This window comes from Nostoc sp. UHCC 0302, from assembly GCF_038096175.1.
In the GTDB taxonomy this organism is placed as follows: Bacteria; Cyanobacteriota; Cyanobacteriia; order Cyanobacteriales; family Nostocaceae; genus UHCC-0302.
In genome coordinates this window covers 3,358,704-3,378,423 of record NZ_CP151099.1, presented here as the reverse complement: position 1 = coordinate 3,378,423, position 19,720 = coordinate 3,358,704, and the positions used below count along the sequence as shown (strand labels likewise).

The 19,720-nt window shown below is 42.4% G+C and carries 18 protein-coding genes, 5 pseudogenes and 1 CRISPR repeat array; of the genes and pseudogenes, 11 read left to right on the top strand and 12 right to left on the bottom strand.

The window, feature by feature from the left end; translation table 11 throughout:
- The first annotated feature begins 26 nt into the window (after positions 1 to 26).
- The 3 genes and pseudogenes from WKK05_RS14630 to WKK05_RS14620 form a co-directional block, all read left to right on the top strand.
- Positions 27 to 2,381 (top strand): arylsulfatase, encoded by a 2,355-nt coding sequence (locus tag WKK05_RS14630; RefSeq protein ID WP_341530363.1) that lies wholly within the window; start codon positions 27 to 29, stop codon positions 2,379 to 2,381.
- Between the two features lie 149 nt (positions 2,382 to 2,530).
- Positions 2,531 to 2,935 (top strand): hypothetical protein, encoded by a 405-nt coding sequence (locus WKK05_RS14625; protein WP_341530362.1) that lies wholly within the window; start codon positions 2,531 to 2,533, stop codon positions 2,933 to 2,935.
- Between the two features lie 36 nt (positions 2,936 to 2,971).
- A pseudogene (locus tag WKK05_RS14620) lies at positions 2,972 to 3,148 on the top strand (transposase); the annotation flags it as partial.
- Positions 3,149 to 3,360: 212 nt separating this feature from the next.
- Here the strand turns inward: WKK05_RS14620 and WKK05_RS14615 are convergent.
- Both WKK05_RS14615 and WKK05_RS14610 read right to left on the bottom strand, forming a co-directional pair.
- Positions 3,361 to 3,537, bottom strand: a complete 177-nt coding sequence (locus tag WKK05_RS14615) for a hypothetical protein (protein ID WP_341530361.1) — start codon at positions 3,535 to 3,537, stop codon at positions 3,361 to 3,363.
- 31 nt (positions 3,538 to 3,568) lie between these two features.
- Complete coding sequence (locus WKK05_RS14610; RefSeq protein WP_341530360.1) at positions 3,569 to 4,465, bottom strand: class I SAM-dependent methyltransferase; 897 nt, start codon at positions 4,463 to 4,465, stop codon at positions 3,569 to 3,571.
- A 301-nt stretch (positions 4,466 to 4,766) separates the two neighbouring features.
- Between WKK05_RS14610 and WKK05_RS14605 the strand changes: the two genes are divergently transcribed.
- Complete coding sequence (locus WKK05_RS14605) at positions 4,767 to 4,997, top strand: pyridoxal-dependent decarboxylase (protein WP_341530359.1); 231 nt, start codon at positions 4,767 to 4,769, stop codon at positions 4,995 to 4,997.
- 342 nt (positions 4,998 to 5,339) lie between these two features.
- Here the strand turns inward: WKK05_RS14605 and WKK05_RS14600 are convergent, their stop codons facing one another.
- Positions 5,340 to 5,762, bottom strand: coding sequence for a hypothetical protein (locus WKK05_RS14600; RefSeq protein ID WP_341530358.1), 423 nt, complete (start codon positions 5,760 to 5,762; stop codon positions 5,340 to 5,342).
- Positions 5,763 to 6,064: 302 nt separating this feature from the next.
- On the opposite strand from WKK05_RS14600, the gene WKK05_RS14595 reads away from it, so the two are divergent.
- Positions 6,065 to 6,226, top strand: a complete 162-nt coding sequence (locus tag WKK05_RS14595) for a hypothetical protein (protein ID WP_341530357.1) — start codon at positions 6,065 to 6,067, stop codon at positions 6,224 to 6,226.
- Positions 6,227 to 6,358, top strand: a complete 132-nt coding sequence (locus WKK05_RS14590; protein WP_341530356.1) for a hypothetical protein — start codon at positions 6,227 to 6,229, stop codon at positions 6,356 to 6,358.
- A gap of 136 nt (positions 6,359 to 6,494) precedes the next feature.
- Here the strand turns inward: WKK05_RS14590 and WKK05_RS14585 are convergent, their stop codons facing one another.
- Positions 6,495 to 7,577 carry a nitronate monooxygenase family protein gene (locus tag WKK05_RS14585; protein ID WP_341530355.1) on the bottom strand — a complete coding sequence of 361 codons (1,083 nt, stop codon included), beginning with the start codon at positions 7,575 to 7,577 and terminating at the stop codon, positions 6,495 to 6,497.
- A 238-nt stretch (positions 7,578 to 7,815) separates the two neighbouring features.
- Here WKK05_RS14585 and WKK05_RS14580 point away from each other — a divergent pair, with 238 nt between their 5' ends.
- On the top strand, positions 7,816 to 8,664 hold the full coding sequence (locus WKK05_RS14580) for a CmcJ/NvfI family oxidoreductase (RefSeq protein ID WP_341530354.1): 849 nt from the start codon (positions 7,816 to 7,818) through the stop codon (positions 8,662 to 8,664).
- Between the two features lie 240 nt (positions 8,665 to 8,904).
- On the opposite strand, the pseudogene WKK05_RS14575 reads toward WKK05_RS14580, so the two are convergent.
- The 8 genes and pseudogenes from WKK05_RS14575 to WKK05_RS14540 all read right to left on the bottom strand — a co-directional run.
- Positions 8,905 to 9,649: pseudogene (locus WKK05_RS14575) on the bottom strand (transposase); the annotation flags it as partial.
- 89 nt (positions 9,650 to 9,738) lie between these two features.
- A pseudogene (locus WKK05_RS14570) lies at positions 9,739 to 10,229 on the bottom strand (DUF6444 domain-containing protein); the annotation flags it as partial.
- Positions 10,230 to 10,361: 132 nt separating this feature from the next.
- Positions 10,362 to 11,081: pseudogene (locus WKK05_RS14565) on the bottom strand (IS1 family transposase).
- A gap of 227 nt (positions 11,082 to 11,308) precedes the next feature.
- Positions 11,309 to 12,545, bottom strand: a pseudogene (locus WKK05_RS14560) (ISAs1 family transposase).
- A gap of 171 nt (positions 12,546 to 12,716) precedes the next feature.
- A complete protein-coding gene (locus WKK05_RS14555) occupies positions 12,717 to 13,601 on the bottom strand; it encodes a DUF1186 domain-containing protein (RefSeq protein WP_341530353.1) in 885 nt (294 codons plus the stop codon).
- Between the two features lie 257 nt (positions 13,602 to 13,858).
- Positions 13,859 to 14,098 carry a hypothetical protein gene (locus WKK05_RS14550; protein WP_341530352.1) on the bottom strand — a complete coding sequence of 80 codons (240 nt, stop codon included), beginning with the start codon at positions 14,096 to 14,098 and terminating at the stop codon, positions 13,859 to 13,861.
- 11 nt (positions 14,099 to 14,109) lie between these two features.
- Positions 14,110 to 14,385: an HU family DNA-binding protein gene (locus tag WKK05_RS14545; protein WP_341530351.1), complete on the bottom strand. Its 276-nt coding sequence runs from the start codon at positions 14,383 to 14,385 to the stop codon at positions 14,110 to 14,112.
- A gap of 288 nt (positions 14,386 to 14,673) precedes the next feature.
- Positions 14,674 to 14,811 carry a hypothetical protein gene (locus WKK05_RS14540; protein WP_341530350.1) on the bottom strand — a complete coding sequence of 46 codons (138 nt, stop codon included), beginning with the start codon at positions 14,809 to 14,811 and terminating at the stop codon, positions 14,674 to 14,676.
- Positions 14,812 to 14,860: 49 nt separating this feature from the next.
- On the opposite strand from WKK05_RS14540, the gene WKK05_RS14535 reads away from it, so the two are divergent.
- From WKK05_RS14535 to WKK05_RS14520, 4 genes are all read left to right on the top strand, one after another.
- Entirely contained in the window at positions 14,861 to 15,277 is a 417-nt protein-coding gene (locus tag WKK05_RS14535; protein ID WP_341530349.1) for a hypothetical protein, read from the top strand.
- Positions 15,267 to 15,491 (top strand): hypothetical protein, encoded by a 225-nt coding sequence (locus WKK05_RS14530; protein WP_341530348.1) that lies wholly within the window; start codon positions 15,267 to 15,269, stop codon positions 15,489 to 15,491. Before WKK05_RS14535 ends, WKK05_RS14530 begins: the two co-directional genes overlap by 11 nt.
- Positions 15,492 to 15,495: 4 nt before the next feature.
- A complete protein-coding gene (locus tag WKK05_RS14525) occupies positions 15,496 to 16,491 on the top strand; it encodes a hypothetical protein (protein ID WP_341530347.1) in 996 nt (331 codons plus the stop codon).
- 331 nt (positions 16,492 to 16,822) lie between these two features.
- Positions 16,823 to 17,001: direct repeats of the CRISPR family, unit length 37 nt; unit sequence ATGACCGAACCTTTGATGCCAGTAGGCGTTGATCACT.
- A 210-nt stretch (positions 17,002 to 17,211) separates the two neighbouring features.
- Positions 17,212 to 19,548 (top strand): response regulator, encoded by a 2,337-nt coding sequence (locus WKK05_RS14520; RefSeq protein ID WP_341530346.1) that lies wholly within the window; start codon positions 17,212 to 17,214, stop codon positions 19,546 to 19,548.
- Positions 19,549 to 19,720 lie beyond the last annotated feature (172 nt).

The window sequence follows — 19,720 nt, the reverse complement described above, 5'->3', positions numbered from 1 at the left end:
TGCATATTCATTAGGAGTTTAGGTATATGTCGCTGCGTGAATACAAACCTGGAAATGCTTTCCCTGGTGTAATAGAACGGACTGTTGATCGTTCCAGTCCTGCTTGGCCAGAACCTTTACGAGCCAAAGAAGGCACACCAAACGTACTATTTATCGTCTTCGATGATACGGGCTTTGGCCAATTTGGGAGCTACGGAAGTTCCATCAAAACACCCAACCTAGACGCACTAGCTGCCAATGGCTTGCGCTACAACAATCTACACACGACGGCGTTGTGTTCACCCACCCGCTCTTGCCTTCTAACTGGGCGCAATCACCATTCCAACGCTATGTCTTGCATTACAGAAGGGTCTACCGGTTATCCAGGTAGTAATGGGAATATCCCCTTTGAGAATGGGTTTCTCTCGGAGATGTTACTACAGAAGGGTTATAACACTTATGCGATCGGAAAATGGCATTTAACCCCCTCAGACCAGATATCTGCCGCCGGCCCCTACGATCGCTGGCCTCTCGGTCGCGGTTTTGAACGTTTTTATGGTTTTCTAGGAGGAGAAACCCACCAGTATTATCCAGAATTGGTTTATGATAACCACACCGTCAAGCCAGAAAAGACCCCCGCAGAAGGCTACCATTTGACAGAAGACTTAGTAGACAAGGCAATTAGCTTTATCGCTGATGCCAAGCAGATTGCCCCAAATAAACCCTTTTTCATGTATTTCTGTCCTGGTGCGATGCACGCCCCTCATCATGTACCGAAAGAATGGGCTGATGCCTACGCAGGCAAGTTCGATCGTGGTTGGGAGGCATACAGGGAGGAAGTTTTTGCCCGTCAGCAGCAAATAGGGATCGTCCCTGCCGATGCCAAACTCTCCCGCCATGATCCCGACGTTCCCCACTGGGATACTCTCTCAGCAGCAGAAAAGCGGCTCTATGCCCGGATGATGGAAGTATTTGCAGGCTTTTTAACCCATACTGACCACCACATTGGTCGCTTACTCGACTTCCTCAAAGCGATCGACGAGTTCGACAATACTATAATTATTGTCATCTCGGACAACGGGGCAAGTTCGGAAGGTGGAGCTACTGGTTCAGTTAATGAAAACTTGTTTTTTAACAATGTGCCAGAATCCCTAGAGGAAAATCTCAAGGCACTGGACAAGCTAGGCAGCCCAGAAACCTTCAACCATTATGCTTGGGGCTGGGCTTGGGCAGGTAATACGCCTTTCCGTCGCTGGAAACGGGAAACCTATCGGGGTGGAATCAGTGACCCCTTGATAGTCCATTGGACTCAAGGCATTGAGGCAAAAGGTACAATTCTTACTCAGTATGCCCATGCCATTGACCTAGTGCCAACAGTACTTGAGCTACTAGAAATTGAACCACCAACAACAATCAAGGGTGTCACCCAATCTCCCCTAGAAGGTGTCAGCTTCGCCCATACTTTTAATAATGCTGACGCACCCACTAAGCACCTTACCCAGTATTTCGAGATGATGGGACATCGCTCTCTTTATCATGATGGCTGGCGGGCAGTTTGTCCTTGGCCTGGTGCTTCATTTACAGAAGCAGGTCAGTTTTTTGGTACACCAATCTCAGCCCAAACTTTGACAGACCTAGATACCTATCACTGGGAACTGTATCACGTCGCATCAGATTTTGCCGAAAATTACGACATTGCTGCTGACAACCGCCCTAAGCTGATTGAGATGATTGCCACTTGGTATGTAGAAGCGGGAAAATACAATGTTTTGCCTGTGGATGGAAGGGGTGTACAACGATTTGCCGAAGAACGTCCTCAGATTGCTCTCAATCGTAGCCGCTATACTTATTATCCTGATACTCAGGCAATTCCAGCAAATAGTGCTGTCAGAGTCTTAAATCGTCCCCACAGTATTACGGCTGATGTCGAGATTCCCAGAGGTGGCGCACAAGGAGTATTACTTGCTCATGGGGGTAATGATAGTGGCTACTCCTTTTATCTCAAAGATGGTAAACTGCACTGGGTTCATAATTATGTAGCGCGATCGCTCTATCATGTCGAGTCTGTCTCATCAGTCCCGGAAGGTCGTCACCAGTTGCGCTTTGAGTTTAAAGTGACCGGTCAAGCAGATTTAGCCAAGGGGAAAGGAACACCGGGTCGCGCCCAACTGTATATCGATGAGAAATTGGTTGGGCAAGCCGATGTCCCGGTGACGACTCCCTTAGCACTAGGTCTGACCAGTGGCGTAACCTGTGGCATAGCCCCTGGCGCGCCTATAACACCCGATTATGAACCGCCCTTCAAGTGTACGGCCAAGATTTATAGTGTGATAGTGGATGTTAGTGGAGATTTGATTCAGGACAGAGAAGCCGAAGTGCGTACTATTATGGCACGACAATAAACTGATATTGCGACCGTAGTTTTTTATTTCTGCTCACCTGCTGCTAAATGGATTAGTGGACAGATTATGTTTATCAACTTGGTGGGTGTTGGGTACTTGAGTGCGTTCCATAATTCTTTAAGGACGAACGCACTCCTATTCAAATAACTTTGTGGAGGCGAATTAATGGAAACGACCGGGGATTAGCTCTGCGATTGCCTTTGGCATTGGCGAAGCCAATCACAGCGATAACCATATCTCTTCAACAGCGGTGCCTGGAGTCCAACAGTAAGGAAAAAATTTTAGAACACCTGATGCTCCTACAGCAACACAGCGGACAACAGTATCGAGGTACTCAGGTGGAATCTGCAATGCTGGCTCTCGTCGCCGTAACTACTCCTAGTAGTCTGCCAAGACTACTTTGCGTTGTGGTCAGCAAGGGAGGCAGGGGGAGAATTGGAGGAGATACTGCTATTATCATTGATTTTGCAACGCCAGCCTCCCCATCTTCCCCCGACCCCAATTCTTCCCCTGCTCCAGAAAGCTCGACCTACACAGCAATTTTGGGTTGGTGAACTACTAGGGTAGAGCCAGCTCCTATTGCTTGCAGTTTTCAGGTTATTACTTGACGATGGATGGTAGAGCGAACTCTCGGTTGGTTAGGACGGTATCGACGATTGAGCAAGGATTATGAGTATTTACCAGAAACTAAAGAAGCCTTTATTCAACTAGCTTACGTACTTTACTTCAGAGATTGGCATAAATTTTACTTTTCAGACATCCTCTAACCTCGACTTTATCCAAAATTAAAAACTCGGTTTTATTATCCGGCAAAAACCCTGGCTTTTTGGCAAATACTTTTTATATGTCACAGTTCATCGATGAAGTCAAAAAAGTAAAAAGACCGTCCCACAGTGGTTTCAGCGATAGCGATCGCGTTGTCAAAAAAATGGATAAAGTCGAGCTAACTCCTGAATTCTGTTTTGATAAAATTATCTCTTCATTCAGCAACGCCGTATTTCTCCGTTTGTAAAATGTACCACTCGTACTCAGGTCTATTACGCACCCAAGCAATTTGGGAACCATCAAATAAGGGAATTTCTACTTGCCACCACTGCCCACGCCGCAGACGACGATACCAACGAAAGTTTGAGCAAGTCCAATCTAACAGTTGCATATCAAAACTTGTGGATAAGTAAAAGCAGATGCTAGCTTCTACAGGTATGGCGTGAGGCTACACACATCAGCGATAAGGCGGCTTGTGGTGAATTAGGATTGATACCAGAGCATAATTGAGCTAAGCGATACTTCTTGTCAGATTTACCGTAACGGCCTTGGAACACTTGTGCGCCAACTGTATGGTTATGCGGATAAACATTAACACTAAAGCCAAGCGGCTCCAGAATTTTGTAGTAAAGCTCTGGCGTTACTCCATGTCCAGGTCGGTGATGAACCTCACTGGCTAAAGCCCAAGTTTGCTCTGCTGCTGAGGTATGACCTCCTCGTTTGATTAGGCGATACAGCCATAAACGTAAATTCCATAACCACAAACCGAATCCTTGGAAGTTCCAAGCAGTTAATTGAGGGTCGTGATCTGTGATTAGAATACCGCCTGGACGGACTAAACGTGCTGCTTGTGCCAACACTTGATCCATGTATTCGCAATGGTGAAGTGTAGCATTAACTGCAACAATATCTGCAAACTCATCAATAAATGGTAAATTGTGAGCATCTGCAAGCACTGGTGTATAGCCAAGACGTTGAGCCATTTTTAATGACCCATAGCTAATATCTACACCAATTAACAATTGTGGTTTTCCCCCAAGCGTTGCATACAAATTGCCCGGGCCACAACCAATGTCTACAACAATTTTATGATCCCAACTCCCCGTAGCCGCCTGCCAGCAAGACTTGAAAACTTGATCCCGATGACAGCTTTCAAAGTAGTTTTTTGCCCATTCAGAATGGCCAAAGTAATAACTATTCGCTTTGATGGCTGCACTAGAAGTAGAAATAGGACAATTTAGGATGTCTTGTTCATCTAAATTCACTCTCACATCAGCAGCAATATAAGGTTTAAGAAGTGAACATGAAGAAGTTGGCATAAGTATCACTTGTATTAATATCCTGCTTCAGTTCGCTACAAACTCAGCAAACCTCATCCTAATTTGCTATTGACAGTATAGTTGCTTTATACAAGCAGTTCTTCATAACATATCTGCTTTTTAGTTATTTAAAATCTGTCTTCATGTAGATGAATTTCTCTTGAAATAGATAACAAAGTATAAAAATATACTAACCAAGCTAGACAGTATGGTTTTGAAAAACATGTGTCAGATTGGAATGGCACGCTTGAAAAGCTATAAACTATACCAAGTAAGAATTTCAACTTTTAATCAATGAACAGTGAGTGGGCAAGTAAAGGTTTTGGCGTTTGATAATTTAGTTTGTCTTTTCCTCAAAATCCCTTTTTATATTGCCGCTACTGTGGGAACAACTTCATCTCATGCCATAGATCCATTGACACAAATAGGTGCGATCGCTCAAGCACATAATATTTGGCTCCATGTTGATGGTGCAATGAGCGGTACAGCAGGTATATGTCCTGAGTATCGCTGGATTCACCAAGGATTATAACTAGCAGACAGCTATTGTTTTAATCCTCATAAATGGATGCTGACTAATTTTGATCAATACCTTTGCCAAAATAAGAGCCTAGATAAATTTTGGCAAAAACGGCAAAACTAAGCATATATAAGCAGTTCGATGAAAATGTGATTTAGAATCTGAAACCCTTATCCTGCCCTCAATACGTTAAAAAACCCTTGTGTGAAACCTTAAAGGAATTTTTAGGACTGATTGTTTTTGCCAACCCTCAAAGAAATGGGAGTTAATGCTTAAAGTATCATCATCTCACCCTCGTAAATTGGCAAAGGTTTTGATTGTTTTCGGAGATGTCTATTGGCATCTGTCCAGGCATCACGATCGCGCTGGGGGTAAAACTCGCTCTACTTTTTTAAATCCAGCACGTTGTAAAGCTAATTGTAAAACTATACCAGCAGTAATCCCATCTGCATCTGAGTCATGTAGTATTACTAGTTGCTGATCTGGTTTGACAACTGCAATAAAAGCTTTGAATGCATCCTGTGCCGCTTCTAAAGAAGTTGATGTCACTCCATCTGTATGGGCATTAGTTACTTGTACTTGGCTGGTAGGTTCAGGCAACTTGCCTATTTGAGATAAACGTTGCACTGTTTGCAGAGTATCAATTTCTTCAGGCGGCTTATCATCTCGGATGCGTAATATTCGAGGAAAACGCAGAGCATACCCAGTTGAATGTCGCTTGGACGCTTTGCCATAAAAAGCACCTGCCAAGATGACAATCGCAATCGAGGGCGGCATCCAGTACACAATTTTAGAAAATTAAGTCCATGAAAATAAGAATCAGACCGACCAAAATATGTAATAAAGAAAAGATAAATATAAAAAGCCCTTTTGCTGTTGACAATTTGTTTTTGAAATTGCTAACCTTTAAACCGCCTACAACCCAGGCAATCAAACCAATTATTATAAGTACTAACCCAATCCTGGTTGGAGTAATAACCATTTAATTAAATCCTCTAACCACAAAAAATTTCTCAAAACAATTGTAAAACTTTATGTGAGATGCAGTGTATAGGGTATTGAGCCTATATCCATAACTTATGAGCAAAACCGAAACGGATAATTTAATCCTCTATCAACAGGCGGCTTTGTTTTTCAATAACATTATTGTCAAAAGTGCGATCGCGCAACCACCAGCAGGGAGAGCGAACACTGCCACTTGGACAGTAATCCGGTTCATTAAATCCCGTGTTGGTCTATAGGTGCGTTCGAGTGATGGCGCAAGCGATGGCTTACGGCGGACGCTTTGGCTGAATCTGGTGCAAGTTCCTAGACGTGTAGAAAACATTCAAGAGCAAATTTCTACCTCTGCTAGTGCCTCGTTGCAGAGGTAGAAAGACTAGAAATTGCTAATTTCACCTTTTTTAATTATGTGTAATCAAATCAATTCAGTTGAGCAGACTGACAAAGGTAATTGACAGTCTGCTGCAAGAGGCTTTTCAGAGATAAATTTTGGTTTCAACTGTTAACTTATGATTTAACTTGTAAAGAAGCAGTCACGGCAAGGAATTCTTGTATCATCTTTTGGATCAGCTCGCCTGCCGGCAGAGCTTCGGCTAACGCTGCTCCCTGTCCTGCCCACATACTGACAAAATCTGGATTTGATTTTTGAGCAGAAGTTTGACGTAAAACCCGCCCTATAGACATCTGAGCCGGGAATGGCAGTACTTTGTCCGTGTGATTCTCCATTTCACGTATAAATCGATTTCGTATTGCTCTGGCGGGTCTGCCGGAAAATGCCTCAGTAATAACCGTGTCTTCATCTTTACAATTAAGTACCGCCTGCCTATAGACTTCCGGGATATTGTTCTCAGGACAGGCAAGAAAGGCGGTTCCCATTTGTACCCCGCTTGCCCCAAGTGCAAATGCTGCAACGATTCCACGTGCATCCATAATTCCGCCCGCTGCAACGACTGGAACCGATACCGTATTAGCTACTTGCGGCACTAAGGCTGCTGTTCCAATCAATCCATTTTCATAAGGCACAGCAAAAGTACCGCGATGACCTCCGGCTTCAAAGCCCTGGGCTATGATCACATCGACTCCTGCTTCGACCAAAGCTTTTGCTTCACCAGTTGTCGTCGCGCTAGCTAACACAATTGACCCTATGGCGTGTATCTCACGAATTGCCTCAATTGGTGCAGGCCCAAAGTGGAAACTAAATACAGGTATTTTTTCCTCAAGCAGGACAGTAAATTGTTCTAGGAATGGCCCTACTATCGGGATTGGTTCGGGAACAGGCCCTGCGTCAAGCTCGTTATGCCACATCATTAATAGCTCGGACATGGGGGAATGCTGCCCAGGGGCAAGTTCATACGCTTCAACTGCTGGTGCAAACAAATTAACTGCAAAGGGTTGGTCTGTCAGTTCTCGGATTTGCCTGATCAAGGAGCGAAGTTTGGCTGGTGGGGTGGCTGCACCGCCGTAGGAACCAAGACCTCCTGCATTAGAAACTGCCGCAACCAACTCGGGTGTGCAAGCCCCGGCCATTGGAGCCTGAATTATTGGGTGTCTAATCTTGAGCAAATCTATCAGTTCTGTCTTAGGCCACATGAGTATCTCCCAGACTTGCTAATACAAGCAAGATATGTGTCTTTAAGTGTATGACCAATGAACTCACTCGCTATCAAGGCGTAAAGTAGTTTAGCACTAACCAATTAATGAGGGATTCCAATTATTCAAAACAGCAGAATTCACTGTTAAAATACGACCACTCCGCTCACTCAAACCGGACACACAGCTTATAATTACTCAAATTTAAGTATTTAAATATATTAAAAAAGGATGTTTTATGAGCCTAGACAGTAGTTTTTTACTTGAAGAGCCGCACGTTGAGGTATTCCTTACTTACTTGACGCCAATGGCAGAAAAACCTGTCATCTATACCTATGAACGACCACCAGGGATTCCACCATCCAACCGGAAGTTCGAGACACACTTGATGCCAGTCCATAACATCCGGGCGGTTTCACAAGACATATCCCTAGATCGAGAAGGCTTTAGACTTGTTGTAGCTCATAGCAATGTCTGCAATTTTTATGACGAAGATCAGATCCTTCGTATCTATTATCCTGAAGCCGAGCAACTTTTGAAAGAGGTAACAGGTGCAACTGGGGTAGTGATATTCGATCACAATCTCCGCAACGCTCAACGCTCTTCATCTGGTGAAAGCGGGATCAGTGAGCCGATCAAGCTTGTACATAACGACTTTACGGCCAAATCTGGCTATACTCGCGCACGCAAAGAGTTGAAAGCACGGGGGGTAGATAACATTGAGCAATTGTTACAGCAAAGGTTTGCTTTGATTAACATTTGGCGAGCGATCGCCCCAGTTTTTGAGTCACCATTAGCAGTGTGCAACGCTCTTAGTATCGCACCAACAGACCTAGTAGCTAGTGACATAGTGTACCGCGATTACGTTGGTGAAACCTACCTAATAACCTATAACCCAACACATCAATGGTTCTACTTTCCCCAAATGCAACCCTCGGAGGCATTATTGTTTAAGTGCTTTGACTCCGCAGACGACGGACGGGCAAGATTTGCTGCTCATACTGGGTTTGATGACCCTACAAGCCTAGCAGATGCCCCAACTAGAGAAAGTATTGAATTACGGGCGCTGGTTTTCTATCCTACATAAGGATTGAGAATCATCAAAATCCGAGATGTAAAATCGCATTGCTTCTTAGATAAACATCTATAGTTATGCTCAGTTTTTAAACTGAACTGTTGAACTGTTGAACTCACATTTCATGACAGCTTATCTTCGCTAGTTAACAACAGTTTTCGTAACAATCACTGATACAATAAAAAAGTACTATGACAGTATAACAAACAGTTATTTCACGTTTTTAGCTAGATGGGGTGTAAGGATTCAGGTCTAATATTGAGGAAGTAAAGAAGGGCGAGATAGAGAATTACTAGAATCAGCAATTAGAGCTTGTGTAAAAAAATCAATGACAGACCTACCTTGACGGCGAGAAGTCTGCACCACTGTCAGCAAATTAGCAGTATGTTGAAACCGCTCCATCGAACGGGAACCACCACTAACTTTACGTTTGGTGACAGCTAAACGCAGCGTTCGCGAAGCGTGTCCGAAGGACTCTCGTTCAGCCTGATTGTTATCAGGAGGCACTTCAGGGTTATCTAAGAAATACCACCATTGATGAGCTTTATCGCGCAAAGAACGTAAAAGCTGCCCGGCTTTTGCTCCGGCTAAGTTAATCCATTGATCAATAGAGGATTGCAACTTGAATTTGAATTCATTGACCCAATCGTTGTAAAGGCTGGAATTAAGAGTTTCAAACCCGAAGAGCGTAATTTCTAAAAGCTTCATCAATTAAATTAACGAATGCTTTACCAATAACTTGGTTGTGAAGACCTGGAAGTTGAATTAATTTCTTGAAGTGACGGCGTAGATGTGCTAAACATTTCTGTTGAGCAACAGCTTGATAGCCGTTGTAAACGCTAAAATCATCGCTGCTGAGTACGCCTGTATATTTAGTGCCTAAAATTGTTTCTAACTCGGATCGTGAACGAGTATCAGCCGCAGTAAATAGGCAGAATTCAGAATTGGCAACTACCCACAGCCACTCTTTAACTCCCTTGACTGACCAAGGGCTTTTGGGTGTGGGGTGTGGGGTTGCAGGTTTGGGAAATCAAGAAAATGTTGAACTCCTTGACGCAACTAAAGTTTAATTGTCTTAAACACCACACCCAACACCCTACCCCCAACACCCTGCCAAGCGCGAGATTTCACGTTTTCAAGCGTGACATTCTATTTCTATGGGATGTTCCACTAATTGCGCTACTGACTGTTTTTCTACTTTTAATGCAAGAGGAGCAAATGCTTTGTGACCACAACAGACACAGTTGCCAGGGCGTAAAATTTCATAACGAGCTACTCTGCCAAATCCCTTACGGGTTTTGCCTTGATGTCCTGGTTGCCCACCCGGTTTCTTCTTCGGCTGATTTGATTCCTCTTGTGGGGGTGCTTTTTTGTTTTCACTCTTCTTGTGGATGTCCCCTGATGGCGGTTTGGACGAATTAGAACTGCTCTATTTCTCTACTGACTTTTAAACGCTCTATTTCTTGCTGTAATTCACGTATTACCTTGCTCTGCTCAATGATCATGTTTACCAGTTCTTCTTTCGATAACTGGCCCAAACTTTCTCTCTCTACTTCTTGAGGCAGGTTTTGGTTCATATTTGTGATACTCCACCTCAACTGTCCCCTTTGTCAATACTCTGTTACCTGAATCCTTACAAATTTTTCTATCTCAAATGTACTTTTTCTAGATAAAAGTAATTTTTTGGCGTTGCTGAATCAAAATATGAATTATGCGATCACCTCAAGCTTGCGGGCGCTATGCGCCCGCAGCGCATCATCACCGTACTGAAGATAATGTATTACTAATCGAATAGAATACCTCAGCATTTTTTCTGATTTGGAGTAACACTCATGTTTTACGATGTAAGCGAGCCAGATAATGTCTTAGACGACTGTTTTCTCCCTCTACTCTCGTCATATAAGTCTTACTAACAATATGGTCTTCATTACTGATAAAAACAGGATAAACAGTATATCCATCAGTAACATAAAAATAAGACTGCCAACATCTTATAATCTGCCACAATATTTTAAAAGTTTCTGAACTCCTATCGCCTAAAACCCAAGATATAATTCCCGCAGTACTATGATTTACGGCTGTCCACAGCCATATTTTGTTTTTTTTTACCGATGAAAGTTTCTAGTTCATCAACTTCTGCAACTTCTGGTATTTCACTTCTATCAGGCGTATCTGTTAAAGCCATCCCAACTTCTTTCACCCAATTTATCACAGTAGTATGATGTACTTTTTTAACTCTTTCTATAGCTCGAAATCCCAAACCGTTAACGTACATCTCTAAGCACTCACGCTTAATATCCTCTGTATATCCTTTCTGATCATAAAACTCAATAAACTGACGTTTGCATTGAACACAGATGTAATGAGAGTTTACCTCTTTGTTGACCATTCTTACGAATGTGAGTTGATGCACACCTTGGACATTGCATAGCGATCGCCCTAATTCATATTTCTATTCTGCAACGCCAATTTTTTACTCTTTCTTACTAAATTTACTTCCGTAATAACCGATTGTGACAGTTAAGGGTGCGGAATGTGAGTTGTATATTTTTAACTAAACACTAGTGTTCAATTTCAAAAGCCCTGAGTTTTATCAGGGCTTCCTCCTGTGACCCATCATTTGCTAATGTATACCAGGGTTAGCGCGTCTCAAACCCTATTGACAGGCGGATAATAGTACGGAATCAGAGTTTGAGACAGCAGCGGCCAACACAGAAATCATATACTGATCGTTCATCGCGGCTCGCCGTGATTTTTGGCGAATACTGCGATGAAAAGATGTTTCTCGTTCTAAGGCATTGAGTGCAATTCGACGTAGTAAAGCAAAATTTTGTGGGCTGTGTAGAGAATGAACTCGGCACTCATCTTCACCGAATGTGACATCTAATGTCCAATGAACAGAGTTTTCAATCCCCCAATGTTGTCGAATTGCACTACCAATCTTGTTAGCATCACTAACAAGACTAGTGATGTAAAATTGCACCTCATTGGTAGTCTGATTCCAATGCTGAATTGAACGTACTACCATCACGACTGTTTTCAGTCCTACCCACAAATCTTGTTCATGTAATACAGGAACTTCTGTGACTGGCACAGTGTAAACTTGACGATTTTCGATTCGGTGATGCCCTTTTTCTATGCGTTGACTAATATTCACATCAACACTTTTAAATCCCTGTGCCAGGTTAGTTTCAAACCAATTCTTCAGTTGTTGGTGCAGTGTCGGATGATTATCTTTGAGGCTCAAAACGTAATCAGCATTTGCTGCTATGATTTTTTGGGCAATCAATTTTTGGGTACCCATTGCATCAATGGTGATGATACAGCCAGATATATCTAGCATTTCTAACAGTGCGGGAATCGCGGTGATTTCATTGGATTTCTCACTGACCTTTATTTGTCCCAAGACCAAACGGTGTTCACGCTTACCATGCACTGACAGTGTGTAGGGCTTTTAGCTGAGATGCTCTGTCATATGACCCCCTGTGAGTTTTGCCATCTATAGCTACTACTTCTACACCCAACTTCTCAACCAATGATTGCACCCACTGCCGAAAACATTGCTCAAATTCTTTGGGATTGATTTTCTCGAATACTCTTCTAAACGTATCTGGACTGGGTATTCCGAATGGTAGTTCTAGAAACGTCTCTAACCACTCTTGTTTATTAAGTCCATACTCCTCGATATCTTCCCAACCTTGCGCTCCTGCTATTACTCCCAAAATCGCTATGGTAATGATATCAGTGAGTAAATGATATCTCGTCCTTTCCACTCTGGGGTCTTTCACTTTTGTGAAGTATTCCTGAAACCTACTGGTAATATCAAAGCTATCTACGCTGGCTGCAAAAGATGTTTTAGTTTTACTCTTCTTGTTCTCAAATCCCGTTGACATTACTTTGAGCTAGCATCTTGATGAATTAAATCTTACCCTACCTCGGATGGTGCCACTTTGTTTCCCACCTGATTGCTTATCAGGTAAGTCCTTTTGTCAATAGGGTTTGAGACGCGCTAACCCTGGATTTTTACTAAAGTTGTTACTAGAAAAGGCGGAGTCATTGAATACTCATTTTTTCTTAGAACGATTTTTTCGACGAGATTGGGACTGCATTTTTCTTTTTTTCTTCACTTGAGCTTTAGATTTTTTAGGCTTTGGAAGAATAAAGTCTTCTGGGGCAATCAATCTGTAATCCAAATCTTGAGGTTTTTCTTGATAAAAACATACCCAATTCTCCATTTCTGATATGACATCTTCAATGAAAGAATAATGTAGATTATCACGCAATTGATTGAAAGCTGCTTCCCTTCCCTGTTCAAAATACTCGTTGACATCCTCCTGATTAATAAAAAATTCATCAACTAAATCTTTTTCAAAAGCTTTATCAATATGTTCTCTCAGTTCCACTGCACAGAGCTTGGCACTATAACTTACTAAATTAGTCCAAATATATCCAGTTTCATCTTCAATTGCTTTTGAAAATAATTCTTCATAATATTGAATCACTTCTTCTCTAGAAATAACTTCTTGAGCTACTAGAACCAATAAAGATTCTATAGCCGCATCTCTTACGTACTCATTAGCTTTTTGATTTTCTATTAACTCTTTAATTGGTTCAATATTTCCGTTACTAACACTAGCAAGGATTCTACATAAATCCTCAGTCACTATATCCCCTGTTACATCTAGCGAGATATCCCCAACTGAGAAAAACTTGATAATCACAGGATATGCTAATGCTTCTCTAAATTGCGCTAGTAAATATAAAGCATATACGTGTAAAATATATTCTTCTTTCTCTAATAGCTCCTCCAGATTATTACTTAATTTTTCTAAAGTTGTTAATAATACAGGAGTAATAGCTGAGCGTTCCTCAATCGCTCTTTCTAAAGCTAAACGAGGAAACTTCCCGGTATTGTTTTCTAATTCCGATAAAATTTCTTCTAATTGCATCTTTTCAAACTTACCTGTCTTTTTAATCAACAGCAGTGATTCTGCTACTTAATTTTCCTCCAATCAAAACTAGTCTACCAAGGCTTGTACCTCTATACATTAGGCTTTCTTTACCAAGAAGGAACTGACGTTGCAAGTACCAAAGAAAACCTTAAGAAAGGAGTCAGAATACAGAAGTGGTGAACACTTTACCCATGAATGGATAGAGTTTTTACAGCAATTACTTTGGCTTTCTAAGCAATATCAGAGCGGCTCAATTAGTTCCTGGCTTGATAATTAACCTTGGGAAGCTCAATGGAGGAGGTAATTGGCTGCGGCTTTGAGCCAGGGATAATTGCATTCTCTTGCCAGTGAAGCGTAACCGCTTTTTTTACATCTGCAATTACACATTCACGTCCCCCCTGCTGTTGCCCCACGCTACCTTGAGAACAGCGATGGCTGCACCAACGCGCCTGGGCAATCGCTACGTCTTTGCAATAATTACATTTCTTAACCACTTGCAATGCATCTATGGTGCTACTTTTTCTTTGAACTGCTTCCCAGCAGAAAACGCAGGAACTCTAGTAGCTGGTATAGTCATTGGTTCATTCGTTTTAGGATTACGCCCCTCGCGCTCGGCACGTTCACGCCGCTCGAATGACCCAAACCCAACTAGCGTTACCTTCTCCCCATTTGCTACAGCCTCAGTCACTACTTCTAAAAAAGCACTGATGATTTCATCAGCTTGCTTTTTTGTGACGTTGGCTTTTGCTGCTACAGCATCCACTAGTTCACCTTTATTCATAAATCACCTTGAAGTATTGCAAGTAAAGGAAATTTACTTTACCATGACTAACTTTCGTGAGGCTAGGGGGAAAAGGACTAATAATCACACAACATACCAAAGTTAACAATGCATGACTACTGCTGTGGCGACTTTGAACTAAGGGTTACAGCCAGTTGAGTTTCAGGAGAGCATCTGCTGTAGCCAAACGGTCAATCTACAGTTTGCGCTTTTTTCATGCGATTTCTGCGGATTTGCACAAGGTTGACTAAAGCTCTTGCTCAAGTATCACCTACAAGCCCTAGCTATCTAATTGGTATACAAAGCAGGTAAGCTGAGGAAAGTACCTAGCAGCAGTAAAAAATTAGTGATAGTAAAGTTGCCTCGCCATCGTCCAGAACGAAAATTCAGTAATGCCAAACGAATAATTTTAGAATGTTCGCTCATCGAATGTGTTCACTGTGGGGCAGAATTAGCGCTACGCAGACCAAGGCATATGCGAAAAACCATTCAAACAATAGATGGTGCAGTATTTGTGGCAGGCAAGAGTAAAGAATGTATCAATCTAAGTTGCACACATTTTGGTAAACATTACTACGCTACTGGCGTGCTAAAGTACAGCCTGCCTTACAGTACCTACGGGCTAGACGTGCTGGCATTTATTGGTTGCGTAGATGAACATGAGCATCAACAGTTAGTAGAAATTAAACGAGAATTAAACCAGCGCGGTATTGAAATTAACGAGAGTAATGTCGGTAAATTATATCGTCAATTTTTGGCACTGTTGGGTGGAACGATGGCACATACGCCAGAGAAATTAGCTGCCACAGCAGTTGAACATGGTGGTTTAATTTGGGCAATTGATGCCTTGCTTTCCAGTTGGACATGGGAGTTTGTTATACGTGTTATATGAAGTATTAAGTGGCACGCCAGTAAGTGGAATTCAATTACCACAGGCACAAGCACAACAGTTAATTGAGTGGCTGCAACCATATCAACAATTGCCATACAAAGTACTGGCAACTCTGTCAGATGGGGAAAAATCAATCATCGCGGCAATAAATTCAACTTGGCCAGATGCACCACATCAACGAAGTCGCGGCCCACTTTCTGAGCAATTTAAGTGAAACTGTGCTGCCAGTAGATGCAAAGCTACGGCAACAATTAAAAGCAGATTTAGATGGACTACCAAAGGTTCCTGAGTACTCTGAAAGACCCCAAGACCCAATCCAGGAACAGCAGCCAGATAGTACCCCCCTTTTTCAGCAATCCCCTATAATGTCACGAGACGCAGAGTTAGTGGCCGTTGAAGCCCAAATTCGTGCTGCTATTCGAGATTGTGTCAATCGCACAAGTCGTAAACCTTTCCGATGGGGTGGCTTAAGCGGCTACCAGCAACTAGAAACAATAGGTTCGATACTACGTAGTTTACCATGCCAAGAAATTAATACGGATTACTTGTCTGTGTTATCAGTATGGGTTGACCAAGCTTTAAGTAACAATCTTTGCGTAGCGTTGGATTTGTCAGAGGCGCATCAATGCTTGCGACGAATTGCTGATTGTTTGCACTACCCCAAATACTCCAAGACTTGCAATAACGATGTAACTGATGTTACAGATGCTTACAATTCATCCTTAACAAGTTTTCAAGTTCGGCGCGAGATGGAAAAATTATTAGAGCAGTTTCAACCAGACCCAGGGCAAAATCCGGCACAGTTTGCCTTGAAGAAGAAGTTACAACGTTTATGGGAGAAATACGGGACTAACTTATTGCACTGCTATGATATCCCAGGTTTGCCGCCAGATAACTTGAAAATGGAAGCTATGTTCAGCCATTTGCGTCGCCATCAGCGGCGCATTAGTGGGCGTAAATCAACTGTTGAATTGCGTGACTTTGGGCAATATCAAGTTCTCTTTTTTGCTGAAAACGAAAAACAGTTACTTACACAAATTCAGCAAGTACCTTTAACGGAGTATAAAACTCAACGTCGTAGATTAGCAATGGCTTTAGCTCCTCGCCAACAAAAACGTCGCCTTCATCGTCATCCAGCTAGCACAATACAAGCTTTAGTCAATCAACATCAGGAACTTCTTACTGTGCTTGATTTTCAAGCTCTTAAATACTGATTAGATAGTCAGGGCCTACAAGCCCATTTCTTACCAAGCATTTACTGAACATATATAATTTGACATGGATCTCTGAGTGTGAACCTCGAAGTAGAAACACACAAGAATGAAACCATCATGGAGCTTGCTTTTCAAGCTTTTTACGTGTGTTATAGGTGCTTGCATTTTCCTTTAATGGCTTGGAAGCCTGTTCATACAAGGATTTCAATTTTATTTACATTTAGTAAAAATACGATTTGCGGTAAATATTAGCTATTCTATTGCTTAATCAAGGGAGGTGCTTGTAATATCGAATTTGGAAGCTTTTATAGTGTGCGTTTCAGCGTTCGCTATGACCGAACCTTTGATGCCAGTAGGCGTTGATCACTATACGGGTTCGGGAGGGTTGCAAAAGCCTAGCTGATGACCGAACCTTTGATGCCAGTAGGCGTTGATCACTCCCCTGGTGATTGAAATCCGATTGAATTCCTCACATGACCGAACCTTTGATGCCAGTAGGCGTTGATCACTTACCCCAAGCGCCGCGCATTGCCTTGCGATCGCCCCGTGGTCGATTACGTAAATTATTGCTAAATTGACCCTGATACTAAGCTAATGAGCATTTAAGTTGCATAACATCAGGGCTGAAGTTCTTACTACAAGCGAATCAGTCTGGAAAAATGAATGACCATTATTATTCATATCTGGATTCAAAAAATTTTATTAGTAGGATAGGTTTAGATGAGAATCTTGCTGATCGAAGATGACGAAGTTTTAGCGAGTGTTTTGTTGCAGTCTCTTACCCAACAACACTATGCTGTTGAAATTGCACGAGATGGACAAATTGGCTGGGAATATGCCCAAGGTACGAACTACGACCTGATATTAACAGACGTTGGACTGCCGAAACTCGATGGCATTACTTTATGTCAGCACTTACGTTCTAGTGGCTGTTCCACTCCTATTTTGTTGATCACAGCAAAAGATGAAACTAGCGATCGCATTCGTGGACTCGATGCTGGAGCAGATGATTATCTCATCAAACCTTTAAATTTGGGAGAACTCCAAGCAAGGGTACGGGCTTTGCTACGTCGTGCCGATACTTCCCGTCCTCCAGTGCTAGAAGTTGGCGCATTGCGGTTAGATCCAAGTATTTGCGAGGTAACATACGATAATCAAGTTCTGGATTTAACACCCAAAGAATATAGTCTGCTGGAGTTATTACTGCGGAATCCATTGCGGGTTTTTAGTCGGGGAGATATTATCGAACATCTCTGGACTTTTGACGATCCACCCCAAGAAGAAACTGTTAAGTCCCATATTAAGTGGTTGCGACACAAGTTAAAAGTAGTTGGAGCCGTAGACTGGATTGAAAACGTTTATGGTTTGGGATATCGCTTAAACTCCCAAAAAGCTACTAGTAGTAGAAATAGCGAAAAAATAACTAAAAAAAATCCAGAGCAGAATTCCTCCATACCCGATACTTCCCCATCCGTTGAACAGCAATTTAACCAAGCAATGAGCGGGTTGTGGAGCCAATACCAGGGACTAATGACACAGCGAATGGAGGTACTGCAACAAGCAGCAACAGAACTCTCTAGCGGCACGCTAACTATAGAATTACGTGAATCGGCAGGACGAGAAGCGCACAAGCTAGCTGGTGTTTTGGGAATGTTTGAGCAAGAAGCAGGAACTCAAATAGCGCGGGAAATCGAACAGATTTTAGACAAAGATGGAGAGCTAGTACCAGCCCAAAAACACCAGACAATATCGCTGATCCAAGAGTTAGGCAACTTGTTAAACCATACGAAGGTAGTTAATCAAACTGTTACCTCAATTGGGGAAGAGATAAGTCCGAAGTTACTGCTAATTGACCCTGATTTACAACTGGGTTCACAATTGCAACAACTGGCATATTCTACGGAAATGCGCTGGCAACAAATAACAACGTTAGAAGGTGCAAAAGACTTCTTGCAAACCACATCACCAGATTTAGTGGTACTGAATGTAGATGAGATCGGGCAGCGAGAGGAAAGCTTGGCACTAATGTTGGACTTAGCAACACATACCCCTACTGTACCTGTTCTGGCACTGGCTGTTACCGATCGGCTAGTGGATCGCGTGACTTTGGCTCAGTCTGGGGCGCGGGGTTTTCTCGCAAAGCCTGTCACAGCAAGTCAAGTTTGGGAAACTGCATCTCAAATATTGCAGTTTACCCGTTCTTTAACAGTAAATGTATTAGTAGTTGATGATGACCCACTGATTTTAGCGGCATTAGGCCCAATGTTAGAACCTTGGGGAATGCGAATAACCGGATTGGACGATCCCCGACGTTTCTGGGAGGTATTGCAATCTACTGCACCAGATTTGTTGATTTTGGATGTAGAAATGCCCCAAATTAGTGGTATAGAACTTTGCCAAGCAGTTCGCACAGATCCTCAATGGCAGGAATTACCAATTGTATTTCTGACTGCTCACCGGGAGATGGAAACGGTGCAGCAAGTGTTTGCTGCTGGGGGAGATGATTATGTGGTTAAACCTGTTATGGGGGCAGAACTGCTGGCAAGGATTACCCATCGCCTAGAACGCAGTCGCCTACTACAGTCACTCTCTACCAAAGACCCCTTAACGGGACTAGCAAATCAGTTACAGTCTAGCCGCGACTTACAGCACCTGATTGCTCAAGCTGAGAAAAATCAGCAATCGGTTTGCTTAATGATTTTGAATATCAGCAATTTACGCCAAATTAATATCCAGTATGGGCATGAGGCTGGTAATCAAGTATTGCAACGATGGAGTCGTCTATTCCAATCGGCATTTTGCGGTGGTGAAATATTGGGTTATTGGGGTAACGGAGAATTTGTGGTTGGAGTTTCTGGGTTTACTGAAACAGAACGGCTTGTCGTCCAACATCGCCTCAGTGACATTTTAACCAAGCTCCGCCAGCAAGTTTTTACAGCTCCCAATGGTGATCGCTTCCAGGCAATTTGTAATTTTGCTGTAGTTGAGTATCCTAATGATGGATTAAACATCCAATCTTTATACCAAGTTGCTAATTCCATGCTTAAGCAAAACTAAGGGACTTTTAGCTAAAAAATATCCTATTGCGGTGTAGTGTCATTTGAAAAAAAAAATGAGATTTTAACTCATGATATTCTTCAAAATGAGTATCTCAGTTTATCCTTCACCTTTTATATTCGAGTTTTTTACTAATAATGATTATTGTGTAGGGGATGGGAGGAGGGAGAAG